Source organism: Pantoea sp. X-Soil-OKNW-556 (assembly GCF_059730695.1).
Genome location: NZ_AP035991.1, coordinates 586,551 through 599,776 on the forward strand (window position 1 = coordinate 586,551; position 13,226 = coordinate 599,776).

A 13,226-nucleotide genomic window follows, 5' to 3' on the forward strand; every position below is an offset into this window, starting at 1 on the left:
CATGGCTAAGGCGAAAAAGATTACTTATACCTTCGCAGCGCTGGCGGTGGTGGCAGCGCTTGGCGTGACCGGCAGAATGTGGGGGGTGCTGGATAGCGCACGCTCGGACGTAGCTGACAATAAGGTGCAACTGGCGGATTTTCACAGCAATGACGATGCTGCCATCAAACGCGGTGAATACGTGATGCGTCTCGCCGACTGCGCCGCCTGCCACAACGCAGACTTCTCCGGCGGATATAAAATCGATACCCCATTTGGCGCGTTACTGACGTCCAATATCTCCCCGGATCGCGACACCGGGATTGGCAACATGACCGAACGCGATTTCTTCAATGCGGTACGTCAGGGACGCGGTAAACACGGCTTCCTGTACCCGGCCATGCCTTACACCGCCTACACCCAGATGAGCGATCAGGACATGCACGATCTCTGGGCGTATTTCTCCGCGCAGAAACCGGTGAAAAATGCCATCGACGAAAATGCCGGGATGCATTTCCCGTATAACATCCGTCTGGCGATGGCGGGCTGGAACCTGTTGTTCTTTGACAACAGCGCATTTCAACCGCAAAGCGCGCAGAACGATGAGTGGAACCGCGGCAAATATATCGTCGATGGTCCGGCGCACTGTAGCGTCTGCCATACGGCACGTAATGCTCTTGGCGGTGAAATCAGTAGCCAGTATTTGCAGGGCGGCAATCTTGGCAGTTGGTATGCGCCGGATATCTCACCAAATCCCCATGCCGGAATCGGCAAGTGGACGGACGAAGAGATCGCTGATTACCTGAAAACCGGCTCTAACGGCACCAGTGTGGCCGCCGGGCCAATGGCCGAAGCGGTTGAACATTCAACGCAGTATTTCAACGACCAGGATCTGAAAGCTATCGCAACCTATCTGCGCAGTCTGCCAGCTTCGACAACGCCGCAACCCACCCACTTCGAGATGAATAAAACCCGTCACGACCTGGCGGCCCTGCGTTATGAAGTTGATTGCTCAGCATGTCACGGTCTGGCGGGTGAAGGGATTCATGGCATGGTACCCGCCTTTGCCGGTAACAGCGCGATGCTGAACGATCCCACCAGCATGATCCATGCGTTGTTGGATGGTGCGCGCGCACCGCATACTACAGGCCGCCCGACCGCCGCCGGAATGCCCGCTTTCGCCTGGAAATTAAATGACCAGGAGATGGCGGATGTACTGAATTACGTGCGGAACTCCTGGGGTAACCAGGCGGGGGAAGTGCAGGCCAGCGATGTCACAACGCGACGTCGAACCACCGGCGCGGGAGACAAATTACAAACACCGGCCATGAAGTAATCATCAAGTCTGTCAGGCAGGAACCGTAGCGGCGCGATTTATCGCGATAAAAATGAAAATACGCGCGATAAATCGCGCCGCTACGGATTTTCATCACAGCAGTTGAGCAATGCCCCACAGCGCTAATGCGTGATCATCTTCTGACGGTAAACCGCTAACGCTTACCGCACCAAACACCGCGCCTTGCGGATTGAGCAGTGGGAAAGAACCACCGTGATCGGTGTAATCCGCCTGATTGATAAACGCCTGTTTTTCCATCCGTTCACCTTTCTGCTCATTGAGCATCCCGACGTACAGCGAAGAGTGACCGCTGCGCAGCACGGTATTACGTTTACGGCGCATCCACTCGAGATTTTCCGCACAGGAACCTGGCAACGCCGCCAGAAACAACACCTGACCAAACCCATAGACTTCGATGGACACCGGTGCCTGCGCTTCACGCGCACGCTGCTGAATGCGCTGGCCAATCTGCCAGGCGAGGTCAAAATCAAACTGCGGCAGACGATGTTCCGCTTCCTGCTGTAACAGGCTTTCCAGACTGGGCGATGATGACATAGTGACTTCCTCTCCATATGAAATATAATTTCCACATTTTATAACATGGAAAATATTTTTCATAAGTGAAAAGGATCACACGGCTTAACCGGAAGCGCGAGAAATCATCTCGAAGCCCATATCGATAATCGGGGTGGCGACAGCGCCCCCCTGCAAACACGTCAGAAGCTGCTGCGCCGCCAGTCGTCCCATTGCTTGTCGGTCAACTCTCACCGTCGAAATCGCTGGAAAGTTTGCAGCAGCAAAATCGAGATCGCCAAAACCAATCACCGCCAGTTGCTGCGGCACAGCCAAACCACGCGCCTGTGCCTCCATCAACGCCCCCTGTGCCAGGGTATCGGAACTGCACACCATCACATCCACCGTAGGATCGGCATTCAGCAACTCGGCACAGGCCTCACGTCCACGTACCATCAATGCCGGAAGCGCGACCGCCGCATCCGCCAGCGGTGCTATACCCTGCGTCTGAAGCGCCTCCAGTAAGCCTTGCTTACGTTGCAGCGCACGACGGTCATCGGTCCAAATCAACGCCGGGCGTTGATAACCACGATCCGCAAGATAAGCCGCAACACGCGCCCCCACCTTTTCATGCGAGAAACCCACCAGCATATCTATCGGCGTCGGCGTCATGTCCCAAATTTCCACCACCGGCACATCAGCCTGAAGTAACACTTTCTTCAGTTGGCTGCTGTGATGGATACCGGTCAGAACGATGCCATCCGGCCGTCGCGACAGCAAAGTGGCGACGGTTTCTGCCTCGGTTTCGGTGCCATAACCGGTGACACACAGCAGCATATGGTAGCCGTTCGCACTCAACGTATCGTTCAGACTCTGGATGGTATCGACAAACATGTTGTTATTGATTTGCGGCACCACCACGGCAATCAGACGACTGCGATTGCTGGCCAGACTGCCTGCCTGCGCATTGGGGATATAACCGGTGGCATTCACCGCCGCCAGCACTTTCTCCACGGTAGCGGGACGTACCTGCTGGGGCGAATTTAACGCACGGCTGACGGTCATCGGCGAAATGCCGGCGACTCGCGCCACATCCTCCAGCGTAGGCGCACTTTTGCGCGCCGGGTTGCGTTGTTTCATGGCAGCTCAGAATCAGAATGGAAGGTGCACAGCATAACGCAAAACGAAACAACCCGGTTAATGTTAGGGCTATCATTAAAATCACAAGAATGATGAAAGTGTGATCTGCAATACATTAATGGTGGGTAACAATGGCGCATAGTCCTCTCAGCACAAAAATGTTAGCGCAATCATTTAACGGGAGAATCATATGTCAGGTGTTAATTCCACCGCAGTGAGTTATGCGAAAGCTCAGGGTTCAGGCACTGCTGCCGAGAGCGGCGATCGCATTGTCTGGGTCAATTTGTCGCTGGCCTTCCTGCCGCTGGCAACGCCGGTAAGCGATGCCAAGGTGCTGACCGGGCGCCAAAAACCGCTGACCGAAGTGGCGATCATCGTGGCGGAGATCGCCACCCGTGATGGTTTTGAAGGCATTGGTTTTAGCTACTCCAAACGTGCCGGGGGCCAGGGTATTTATGCTCACGCCTGTGAAATCGCAGATGCCCTGCTCGGGGAAGACCCCAACGATATCGACAAGATCTACACTAAACTGCTGTGGGCCGGTGCCTCGGTAGGCCGTAGTGGCATGGCGGTACAGGCGATTTCTCCGTTCGATATCGCGCTGTGGGATATGAAAGCACGCCGCGCCCAGCTCCCGCTGGCGAAACTACTCGGTGCGCATCGTGATTCGGTGCAGTGCTACAACACCTCTGGTGGCTTCCTGCACACCCCGCTTGATCAGGTGATCAAGAACGTGGCGATCTCACGCGAAAACGGCATTGGTGGCATCAAGATAAAAGTCGGACAGCCCAATACTGCCGAGGATCTGCGTCGCCTGACGGCAGTACGCCAGACATTAGGCGACGATTTCCCGCTGATGGTCGATGCCAATCAGCAGTGGGATCGTGAAACCGCCATCCGCATGGGCCGTAAAATGGAACAATTCAATCTGGTATGGATTGAAGAACCGCTGGACGCTTACGATGTGGAGGGGCACGCTGCCCTGACGGCCGCGCTGGATACCCCGATCGCCACCGGTGAGATGCTCACCAGCTTCCGCGAGCATGAACAATTGATCCTCGGTAACGCCAGCGACTTTGTGCAGCCCGATGCGCCGCGCGTCGGCGGTATCACGCCCTTTTTGAAGATTATGGATCTGGCCGCACGCCACGGACGCAAGCTGGCACCGCATTTTGCCATGGAAATCCATATTCACCTGGCGGCGACCTATCCGATTGAACCCTGGCTGGAACATTTTGAGTGGCTCAATCCGCTGTTTAATGAACAGCTGGAGCTGCGTGACGGGCGGATGTGGATCTCTGACCGCCACGGCCTCGGCTTCAGCCTGAGCGAACAGGCGCGGCGCTGGACCACATTGACGCACAGCGTGGGTAAACGCCCCTGATCGGTCGCCATTCGTAGCGGCGCGATTTATCGCGCCGCTACGTGTGACATCACGCCTTATCAGGCATATTCTCGCTGCGTTGCGCTTTCGCCAACGTACGGGCCAGCAGCGAGGAATACAGGGGTTTGCCGCCGAAGAATTGCGCCGCCAGCGTTGCGCCAAGACAGGTGATGATCATCGGTAAAATCAGTTGATAGTTATTGGTCATCTCCAGTACCAGCACAATCCCGGTCAGTGGCGCACGCACCGACGCGGCAAACAACGCTCCCATTCCGGCGACAGCAAAGGTCGCCGCTTCCAGCTGATAGCCAGGAAACCAGTGGGCGCACAGCTGGCCGAAACAGGTGCCTAACAAGGTGCCGAGCGTCAACATCGGCGCGAAAATCCCACCAGGCGCACCGGAGGCAAAGCAGCAGATGGTGATCACCACACGCAGGGCGAACAAGGCAAACAAGCTAAGGGCAGTGAAATGACCGGCGGAGAAATCCGGGATCAAGGTAATACCACCGCTAATCGCCTCCGGCAGCACCAGCCCCAACACACCGCATATGCCTGCCAGCAGGCTGCCCCAGAGTACCCACGGGGTGGTGCGTCCGTGATGCAAACGCTGAAACTGATCCTGAGTCCAGAAAATCAGGCGATTAAACGCCACGCCGCAGCCCCCAAACACCACACCCAGCAGCAAATAAAGCCACAGCGTCTGCGTCGGCGCATCCTTTAACTGGCCAATATTGATAATCGCCTCATTGCCGTTAAACAACCGAAACACGATGCTCGACATAATGACACCGACAAACACCGCTTTAATTGAAATCAGGCTGTAGCGAAACTGCGGGCGCATCTCCTCGATGATAAACAGGATACCCGCCAGTGGCGCATTAAACGCCGCCGCGAGTCCTGCCGCCGCACCGGTTGCCAGCAGGGTATGACGCGATTCAGAAGACTTCACCCGGAACATATCCAGACACATGCGGCCAATATTGCCGCCCAGCTGCACCGTCGGCCCCTCGCGTCCCAGCACCATGCCGGAACCCAACGCCCCCATGCCGCCGATAAATTTAACCGGCAGCACGCGCCACCAGCGCACCGGCCTTAACTCCTCCAGCGCCCCTTCAATCTCAGGGATGCCGGAGCCTCCTGCCTCTGGCGCAAAACGTCGCACCAGCCAGTAACCTAACGCCCCGAGTAGCGCGGCGGCAAAGAAGGCACACAAGACATTCAACAGCGGATTATCCGCCTGGTCAGTCAGCCAGTTCACCCGCGAAGCAAAAATGAAGTTCACCGCTTTATCAAATGCCACCGCCACCAGCCCGGTCAGCACCCCAACCAGCGCCGCCAACAATAGCAACGCCACCGGTGTTTTATCGCGCCGCAATAAACGTTGCAGCAACAAAAAGCGTCCTTCACGCATGATCGGTTGTGCCGAATTTTCTGTAACAGACATACCCATCCTCAGTTTTTTCACGCCGCCGTGTCGGCGATGTCTCCGTAATGCACTGCCAGCCATACGGTTGGCGGTTCTGCTGACGTCCAGTTAACGCGATGACGGCAACCGGGCGGAATAGCAACGAAATCCCCCACCCGCAGGTGGCGCTCCTGTAACTCGCCTTCCAACTGCAATCCGGCTTCACCCTGGACGATCAACACCCACTCGCCCTGTGTCTGGCAATACCAGAAATCCGGCGGGCTGGCCTGACCGGTCGACACGATACGTTCGATAAGCAAATTGGGTGCGGAAAGCAGTTGTTCAAAAGTTTCGGCACTGCCTGCCTGAGCGACGGCGGGGAATGCCTGCAACAGGTTGGTTAACATGCGGGGATCTCATCATGGCTGCAAATATGCTGCACTGTAACGCAGGCTTCACCCTGATTGCTCACAGTTTTTTGTTGCACCAATTGACGTTCAGCACACAAATCCCGATCATCCCCGCCGAAAATGGCTATGCATGGAGCATCACGGTGTCAGAACTCAGTAACGCATTGCTGGAAGAAATTATTGAAGAAGTTCGGCCACTTACCCGCCAGGGAAAAGTCGCTGACTATATCCCGGCGCTGGCCGGTATCTCGCCCGATCAACTGGGGATGGCGGTTTATGCCGCCGATGGCAGCCATTATCAGGCCGGGGATGCCGATACGCGTTTTTCGATTCAGTCGATCTCGAAAGTGCTGTCGCTGACGGTAGCACTGACGTTATATGACGAACCAGAGATCTGGCAGCGTGTTGGCAAAGAGCCTTCGGGCCAGGCATTTAACTCGTTGGTGCAGCTGGAGCTGGAACAGGGCAAGCCGCGTAACCCGTTTATTAATGCCGGGGCGCTGGTGATGTGTGATCTGCTGGAGAGCCGTCTGACCGCACCGCGCCTGCGTATGCTGGAGATTGTACGGCGTCTGGCACAGCAGAATGACATCAACTATGACCGGGTGGTGGCACGTTCCGAGTATGAACATTCGGCGCGTAATGCGGCGATTGCCTGGCTGATGAAATCCTTCGGCAATTTCCACAATGATGTCAGCAAAGTGATGGAAACCTATTTCCACTACTGCTCGCTGGCAATGAGTTGCAATGAGCTGGCCCGCACCTTCTTCTATCTTGCCAATCAGGGGCGCAGCCTGGGTGAGGATGTCACGGTGATTTCTCCCCGCCATGCCCGTCAGGTGAACGCCCTGATGATGACCAGCGGAATGTATGACGGTGCCGGTGAATTCGCCTGGCGCGTGGGGATGCCGGCAAAATCAGGTGTGGGCGGCGGCATTGTCGCGGTGATCCCCGGCGTGATGAGTATCGCGGTGTGGTCACCCGCACTGGATAGTTCGGGCAACTCACTGGCGGGAACGGTGATGCTGGAGAAGCTAACGGAGCGTCTGGGGCGATCGATTTTTTAGTCACGCCCAGATACGCGCGATAAATCGCGCAGCTACGGTTTGCTGCGCATTCCGTATCACTCGTCCGTAACGGCGTGATTTATCACGCGGGTTTTAACACATTAACTCACCACATTCCGCGCCGTCCCCTGCCAAAACGCGTCCAGGTTGTTTTCAATGCCGCGCAGCAGGTTTGCGACGCCCTGTTGGCTGGCCCAGGCAATATGCGGGGTCAACAACAGGTTTGGCACATCTGCTTGCAACAGGGGATGAGAGGCTGCGGGGGGTTCGCTGCTCAACACATCCAGCGCCGCACCGGCAATCACGCCCTGCCGCAGCGCATGGGCCAGATCGGTTTCGTTAATCAACCCACCGCGCGCGGTGTTGATAAGCCAGGCAGACGGCTTCATCTGCGCCAGCGCCGCCAGATTGATAAGCTGTTTGGTTTCAGGCGTCAGCGGGCAGTGCAGCGTCACGACATCGCTCTGCGCCAGCACCTGTTCGAAAGAGGTATAGCCCGGACGGACTTCCTGACTGCCCTGGCGATCGGCATAAAGCACCTTCATCCCCAGCGCTTGTGCCATCTCCCCCACTGCGCGGCCAATATCGCCTTTACCCACAACGCCAAGCGTTGCGCCACAGATATCCTGAATCGGCTGACGATGGACACAAAAATGCGTTGAGGCCGGCCAGGCGCTGCGCGTGTGGTTGATGTAATCGACCAGATGACGCCGCAGAGTAAACAAAAAGCCGATCACCCCCTCCGCCACGCTACGCGTCGAGTAACCGGGCACATTGCTCACCACCACACCGCGTTCACGACAGCTGGTCAGATCAATACAATCGTATCCAGTTGCCGCGACACACACGTAGCGTAACGCGGGTAACTGGCGGAGCGTGTCTGCACGCAGCGGCACCTTGTTGGTGATCACTATTTCCGCATCATGTAACACATGAACAATCTCCGCCAGCGAGGTGGTGCCACGATAGCGCCAGTCGGTGCACCAATGTGGGCGTTGTGGCGCATGCGGCAAGGTATCGCCGTCGAGGGTAACAATCTTCATCGCGTTATTGTTTCCGTAGTGATCTGCTTAAGTTGCATTAAGGTTAACAAAAGCTGGGTGTTAAGTGATTATTTTCAAAAGGTGCGAATTTTTTCTTAAATGCCGCCAGTTTTTTTAACCCTTCCAGGGTAATCGCGTTACACTTCCGCCCAATTTAATCAGTCACCTCCGTTTTTACCATGACGTTTTCAGCCACATTTCGCCAGCGCCTGACTGCCTGCATCGCCATCGTGGCGGTGTTGCTGCTGTTTGTCGCCCCGGTAGTGTCGAAAACGCTGTTGGAACGAGAAAACCGTGCGCAAAGCATGATGGCTGATATGCCGATGCACCACGCGGCAATGCCGGATATGGCCATGCCTGGCATGGACCATCACAGGATGGACGAAGGTGAGTTCGCCTGCGGCTACTGTGACCTGCTGGTACATGTGCCGCTGATGATGTGGGTATTTATCCCCTTCATCTGGTTGATGCTGGTGATCTCCCGCGCGCCGCCTCTCCCCTGCCTTATCACCCCGGTGATCCGCCGCCCGACGGGCATCCACCGACCACGGGCACCGCCAGCAACATCCTTCTGCTGATACGATTTGATCCGCAGCGCATCCGCCAGGATGACGCTTACGTATTCTTTTATCGGAAGGAAGACGGCTTTGTCTGTTGTTCACTCTGCGGCACCGCGCGGCGCGGTGCTTAATCTGCTACGCCGCTTACATTTTTACATTGGCCTGTTTGTCGCTCCCTTTATCTTTGTTGCCGCCCTGAGCGGCACCTTATATGTGCTGACGCCGCAACTGGAAAACCTGTTGTATAAAGATGCGCTGTACGTGCAACCCAACGGCGAGGCGCAGCCGTTGTCGGCGCAAATCACGGCTGCCCGTGCTTATGCCGGAGAGAACAAACGCATCTATGCGGTACGCCCGGCCCCCGAAGCCCGCGATACCACGCGGGTGCAATTTAGCGACCCGACGCTGGGGGCGTCACAATCGCGAGCGGTGTTTATCGATCCTTATACCTTGCAGGTGAAAGGCGATATGACGGTGTACGGCACCAGCGGCGTGTTGCCACTGCGCACCACCCTGGACCTGCTTCACAGTAGCCTGCTGCTGGGTGATTTTGGGCGTAATTACAGTGAACTGGCGGCATCCTGGTTGTGGGTGGCCGCAGTGGGCGGCGTGCTGTTGTGGCTGGGTACGCGCCCGCGCCGTAAAGCGAAAGCCCCGCGAGGACGTTTTGCCTTCAGCCGCCACTGGCATATCACCCTCGGCCTGACGTTGCTCCTTGGTTTGGTGTTTTTCTCGGTAACCGGGCTGACCTGGTCACAGTGGGCAGGCGGCAATATCGATCGCTGGCGTACCGAACTGAACTGGCTGACACCGCAGGTCAACACGGCGCTGAATAACGATGAACCGACTCGTCCTGCCGATCCCCATGCCGACCATCAAAGTATGCCGGGGATGGATATGTCGACGATGGTGATGCCCGTACAACAGGGACCGGTGAACCAAGCGGATGCTGACTGGAACCGCGTACTCAACGCCGCGCGTGCCAACGGTATCTCAGCCGCCAAAGTTGAACTGCGTCAGCCGAAAAGCGTCGGTAAAGCCTGGACGGTGAGCGAAATTGATCGTAGCTGGCCAACTCAGGTAGATGCCGTTTCGGTTAATCCGCAGGATTTCACCATTGTCGATCATGTCTGGTTTGATCGCTTCCCGTTGGTTGCCAGACTAACGCGCTGGGGGGTGGATGCGCATATGGGCGTGTTGTTCGGTTTGGCAAATCAGTTGTTGTTAGCGGCGTTTGGTCTTGGGTTGTGCACCATGATTGTACTGGGTTACCGCATGTGGTGGCTGCGCCGCCCGCAGCAGGCCGAAGCCAGCCCAACCCAAACCCTCACCGCCGCCTGGCTGGCGCTACCTCATTACGTGCAAGGTGCCTGCCTGTTGGTAGCGCTGGCGCTGGGCTATGCGTTGCCGGTGATGGGGATCAGCCTGCTGGCATTTTTGCTGGTTGATATTTTGCGCTGGCGCAAACAACAGCGCCAGCCGGTTGATCAACAGACGTTGCTGGCTTCCCAGCAATCGCCGCTTGGCATTATTCGCGCGCGTTTTGCCGTGAAACGCAAGGAGATGCGCCATTTCCTTTATGGGCTGTGCGTGCTGGCGCTGATTGTGGGGACGGTGATCAGCAATGCCATCATTGGTGGGGTGATTGATCAATACGGTATTCCGTTCGGGCGTTGGTCGCTGGCAATGTATCTGACGCAGGGCTTTATGATTGCGCTGTATACCACGGTGTTTACCGCGCTGATGTCGATCCCACTGTGGTATTGGTTCCTTGGCGAGAAGGACGAGTCACAGCAATAAACTTAACTGGCCATAGCGGCGCGATAAAATCGCGTTGCTATGACCGGTTCAATATATTTAACAGACACCCGCTGATTTACGTTTGCTGCTTTCTCATCAGGAGAGAACGTATGTCCTACAATCAGGAGTGTTATCGCTATGCCGCACCCGGCGAGCGCAGTTTAAAACGTCACCACACACACCAACAACAGCAGGTACGTTATCTGCAAGATCTGGAGATCCGTATATCCGCTACCCGCGCCAGAGAAGCGTCACGGCTACAGGTGCTGGTGTCAGGAAACTGCCGTATTTATCAGCAAGGAAGCGATACCAGGGCGCATTTTAACCTGTGCGATCGCCTCGCAAATATCAGCCTGGTCATGGATTCACAGGGTGACAGGGTCAGCCAGGAAACCTGGTATCCTTTTGGCGGCACCGCCAGTTGGTTAACCGGAAATCAGACAGGTGCAGAGATAAAATTCCAGCGCTATGCGGGAAAAGAACGTGATGCGACCGGATTAATGGCTTATGGCTGGCGTTACTACGCCCCCTGGCTGATGCGTTGGTTGAATAGCGATCCGGCGGGCACCGTTGACGGGCTAAACCTGTTCCGCATGGTGAGCAACAATCCCGTCACCCTGTTTGATCGGGACGGAAGGATGGAAGAGGATTTGTTATTACAAGCTATAAAAGAATCATTCATTGAAGTGACGCCTGCCGGACGGCAATCTCTCCAGCCAGTAATTGAAACAGCACCAGAGCCGGGACCATCAACGTCAGAAACCAATGCTGTCAGTGTCGACAATGCCCAGTATTACCCGATCCTTAGAAAGGCCTTGAGCATAGAGCCACCTCAAGCAGAGTTACCCGCTGTGGTCGATCTCACTGACGACACCTCCCGGTCTACGTCTTCAGAACAGGCAGCCACGGTGGTTAAGAACAAGTATGTTTGTAGCCACTGCGCCGAATCTTTTTCTGCACTCAGCGCCTTACGTAATCATGGAAGAATGGAGCACCCGACGGAGGGTCACCTGTGCTCACAGGCTGGATGCGGTAAGAAATTCGACACCAAATATAAATTGAATAAACATGTGAAAATTGTACATGGAGAGAAGGCGTTTGCCTGCGACTGGCCATCATGCGACAGTCGGTTTACCAATCAAGCTTATTTAACAAACCATAAAAAAATACACGCTGCCCGTGAAAAGCTTCTTTGTTCACATCCTGGATGCAATAAGTATTACACCACCCCTGTTAGTTTGAACATTCACGCTAAAACACATCAGGAGCAGGAGAAATTGCTCTGCCTGGAGTGTGGTGCTGCCTTCAAGAACAAAGGTAATCTTACACGCCATCAATACAGAAATTGTCCTTTTCGTCCTTCCTCGTCCGGGCTCGGGCACCCCAGGTGATTTAAACCTGTTTGTTCTCTGGCATAGCGGCGCGCCGGAATCGCGCCGCTATGATTAACCTTAATGATTAAAAATCCGCTTTCAACACCACGCGATAATTGGCTTTACCAGCGCGTACGTGATCGAGCGCCTTATTCACCTGCGACATCGGAAACTCTTCCACCGTTGGCGCGATATCGGCACGCGATGCCAGCTTCAGCAGCGAACGCAATTGTCCCGGCGAACCGGTCGACGAACCCGTGACCGCACGATCGCCGACAATCAGGCTAAACGCAGGCACTTCGAACGGCTTCATCACCGCGCCCACGGTGTGGAACTTGCCCTGACGCGCCAGCGCCTGGAAATACGGTGCCCAATCCAGATCCACCGCGACTGTGCTGATAATCAGATCGAACTGCCCGGCCAGCGTTTTCAACGCTTCAGGATCGCGGCTGTTCACCACACGATCGGCCCCCATCGCCAGAATAGAGTCGGTTTTGGCCGCAGAGGAACTGAAAGCAGTGACTTCTGCCCCCATCGCGCGCAGCAATTTGATCGCCATATGCCCCAGGCCGCCAATACCAATCACTCCGACACGGCTGGTGGCGGTGATGTTGTTCATCAGCAACGGTTTGAATACGGTAATGCCGCCGCACAGCAACGGACCGGCTGTCGCGATGTCCAGCGCATCCGGTAGCGGAATCACCCATTGCCAGTTGGCACGCAAATGGCTGGCGAAACCACCGTGGTTATTAATGGTGGAGACTTTGCCATTCTCGCAGTTAACCTGATCGCCATTGATACAGGCGTCGCAGTGCTGGCAGCTTTTGGCCGTCCAGCCAATGCCAACACGCTGACCAAGGCGCAAGCCTTTATGCTGCGCCGCATCGCCCAATGCCACTACCCGGCCAATTACTTCGTGACCGGCAATCAACGGATAGGTTGAGCCGCCCCACTCGTTATCAATCATTGAAAGATCGGAATGGCAGACGCCACAGTAGTCCACCTCGACCTGCACATCCTCAGCAGCCAGTGGACCGGCATCGTATTCGTAAGGCACCAGCGCCTCACCCGCCTGCATGGCGGCATAGCTCGTAATTTTCATCGCTGTCCTCAGTGGTTGGTCTCTGATGACAGGAGTCTATCAAACCATCTCCCATTTTTATGCCGAATAATCATGCGATTACGTCAGCACCTGCTGCTGTTGCGTTGAAAAGCA

The 13,226-nt window shown here is 55.8% G+C and carries 12 protein-coding genes; 6 read left to right on the top strand and 6 right to left on the bottom strand.

Translation table 11 applies throughout. The annotated features are described in order from the left end of the window. The first annotated feature begins 1 nt into the window (after position 1). On the top strand, positions 2-1,315 hold the full coding sequence (locus AC6I8T_RS23420) for a cytochrome c (protein ID WP_497834490.1): 1,314 nt from the start codon (positions 2-4) through the stop codon (positions 1,313-1,315). Between the two features lie 93 nt (positions 1,316-1,408). On the opposite strand, the gene AC6I8T_RS23425 is transcribed toward AC6I8T_RS23420, so the two are convergent. Both AC6I8T_RS23425 and AC6I8T_RS23430 read right to left on the bottom strand, forming a co-directional pair. Beyond that, complete coding sequence (locus AC6I8T_RS23425; protein WP_208725990.1) at positions 1,409-1,870, bottom strand: heme-degrading domain-containing protein; 462 nt, start codon at positions 1,868-1,870, stop codon at positions 1,409-1,411. 84 nt (positions 1,871-1,954) lie between these two features. After that, positions 1,955-2,968: a LacI family DNA-binding transcriptional regulator gene (locus AC6I8T_RS23430; protein ID WP_497834491.1), complete on the bottom strand. Its 1,014-nt coding sequence runs from the start codon at positions 2,966-2,968 to the stop codon at positions 1,955-1,957. Positions 2,969-3,158: 190 nt separating this feature from the next. Here AC6I8T_RS23430 and AC6I8T_RS23435 point away from each other — a divergent pair, with 190 nt between their 5' ends. Further along, positions 3,159-4,352: an L-talarate/galactarate dehydratase gene (locus AC6I8T_RS23435; RefSeq protein ID WP_208725992.1), complete on the top strand. Its 1,194-nt coding sequence runs from the start codon at positions 3,159-3,161 to the stop codon at positions 4,350-4,352. 49 nt (positions 4,353-4,401) lie between these two features. Here AC6I8T_RS23435 and clcA read toward each other — a convergent pair whose 3' ends face one another. Continuing rightward, positions 4,402-5,796 carry a H(+)/Cl(-) exchange transporter ClcA gene (clcA, locus tag AC6I8T_RS23440; protein ID WP_208725993.1) on the bottom strand — a complete coding sequence of 465 codons (1,395 nt, stop codon included), beginning with the start codon at positions 5,794-5,796 and terminating at the stop codon, positions 4,402-4,404. Positions 5,797-5,813: 17 nt separating this feature from the next. After that, the gene (locus tag AC6I8T_RS23445; protein ID WP_208725994.1) at positions 5,814-6,164 is read right to left on the bottom strand and encodes a cupin domain-containing protein; all 351 of its coding nucleotides are present in this window, start codon (positions 6,162-6,164) and stop codon (positions 5,814-5,816) included. A gap of 146 nt (positions 6,165-6,310) precedes the next feature. Here AC6I8T_RS23445 and glsB point away from each other — a divergent pair, with 146 nt between their 5' ends. Continuing rightward, on the top strand, positions 6,311-7,234 hold the full coding sequence (gene glsB / locus AC6I8T_RS23450; RefSeq protein ID WP_208726551.1) for a glutaminase B: 924 nt from the start codon (positions 6,311-6,313) through the stop codon (positions 7,232-7,234). 101 nt (positions 7,235-7,335) lie between these two features. Here the strand turns inward: glsB and AC6I8T_RS23455 are convergent, their stop codons facing one another. After that, complete coding sequence (locus AC6I8T_RS23455) at positions 7,336-8,277, bottom strand: D-2-hydroxyacid dehydrogenase (RefSeq protein ID WP_497834492.1); 942 nt, start codon at positions 8,275-8,277, stop codon at positions 7,336-7,338. Between the two features lie 179 nt (positions 8,278-8,456). Between AC6I8T_RS23455 and AC6I8T_RS23460 the strand changes: the two genes are divergently transcribed. The 3 genes from AC6I8T_RS23460 (at position 8,457) to AC6I8T_RS23470 (ending at position 12,028) form a co-directional block, all read left to right on the top strand. Beyond that, complete coding sequence (locus AC6I8T_RS23460) at positions 8,457-8,855, top strand: DUF2946 domain-containing protein (protein ID WP_208725996.1); 399 nt, start codon at positions 8,457-8,459, stop codon at positions 8,853-8,855. A gap of 30 nt (positions 8,856-8,885) precedes the next feature. Next, positions 8,886-10,637: a DUF2534 family protein gene (locus AC6I8T_RS23465; RefSeq protein ID WP_497834493.1), complete on the top strand. Its 1,752-nt coding sequence runs from the start codon at positions 8,886-8,888 to the stop codon at positions 10,635-10,637. Positions 10,638-10,747: 110 nt separating this feature from the next. Beyond that, positions 10,748-12,028, top strand: coding sequence for an RHS repeat domain-containing protein (locus tag AC6I8T_RS23470; RefSeq protein ID WP_497834494.1), 1,281 nt, complete (start codon positions 10,748-10,750; stop codon positions 12,026-12,028). 67 nt (positions 12,029-12,095) lie between these two features. On the opposite strand, the gene ahr is transcribed toward AC6I8T_RS23470, so the two are convergent. Next, complete coding sequence (gene ahr, locus AC6I8T_RS23475; RefSeq protein WP_497834495.1) at positions 12,096-13,112, bottom strand: NADPH-dependent aldehyde reductase Ahr; 1,017 nt, start codon at positions 13,110-13,112, stop codon at positions 12,096-12,098. Positions 13,113-13,226: the final 114 nt, after the last annotated feature.

Excerpts from the sequence above, each read along its gene's own strand:
- AC6I8T_RS23420 (WP_497834490.1), top strand. The coding sequence starts at position 2 with ATGGCTAAGGCGAAAAAGATTACTTATACCTTCGCAGCGCTGGCGGTG.
- AC6I8T_RS23425 (WP_208725990.1), bottom strand. The coding sequence starts at position 1,870 with ATGTCATCATCGCCCAGTCTGGAAAGCCTGTTACAGCAGGAAGCGGAA.
- AC6I8T_RS23430 (WP_497834491.1), bottom strand. The coding sequence starts at position 2,968 with ATGAAACAACGCAACCCGGCGCGCAAAAGTGCGCCTACGCTGGAGGAT.
- AC6I8T_RS23435 (WP_208725992.1), top strand. The coding sequence starts at position 3,159 with ATGTCAGGTGTTAATTCCACCGCAGTGAGTTATGCGAAAGCTCAGGGT.
- clcA (WP_208725993.1), bottom strand. The coding sequence starts at position 5,796 with ATGTCTGTTACAGAAAATTCGGCACAACCGATCATGCGTGAAGGACGC.
- AC6I8T_RS23445 (WP_208725994.1), bottom strand. The coding sequence starts at position 6,164 with ATGTTAACCAACCTGTTGCAGGCATTCCCCGCCGTCGCTCAGGCAGGC.
- AC6I8T_RS23455 (WP_497834492.1), bottom strand. The coding sequence starts at position 8,277 with ATGAAGATTGTTACCCTCGACGGCGATACCTTGCCGCATGCGCCACAA.
- AC6I8T_RS23460 (WP_208725996.1), top strand. The coding sequence starts at position 8,457 with ATGACGTTTTCAGCCACATTTCGCCAGCGCCTGACTGCCTGCATCGCC.
- AC6I8T_RS23465 (WP_497834493.1), top strand. The coding sequence starts at position 8,886 with ATGACGCTTACGTATTCTTTTATCGGAAGGAAGACGGCTTTGTCTGTT.
- AC6I8T_RS23470 (WP_497834494.1), top strand. The coding sequence starts at position 10,748 with ATGTCCTACAATCAGGAGTGTTATCGCTATGCCGCACCCGGCGAGCGC.
- ahr (WP_497834495.1), bottom strand. The coding sequence starts at position 13,112 with ATGAAAATTACGAGCTATGCCGCCATGCAGGCGGGTGAGGCGCTGGTG.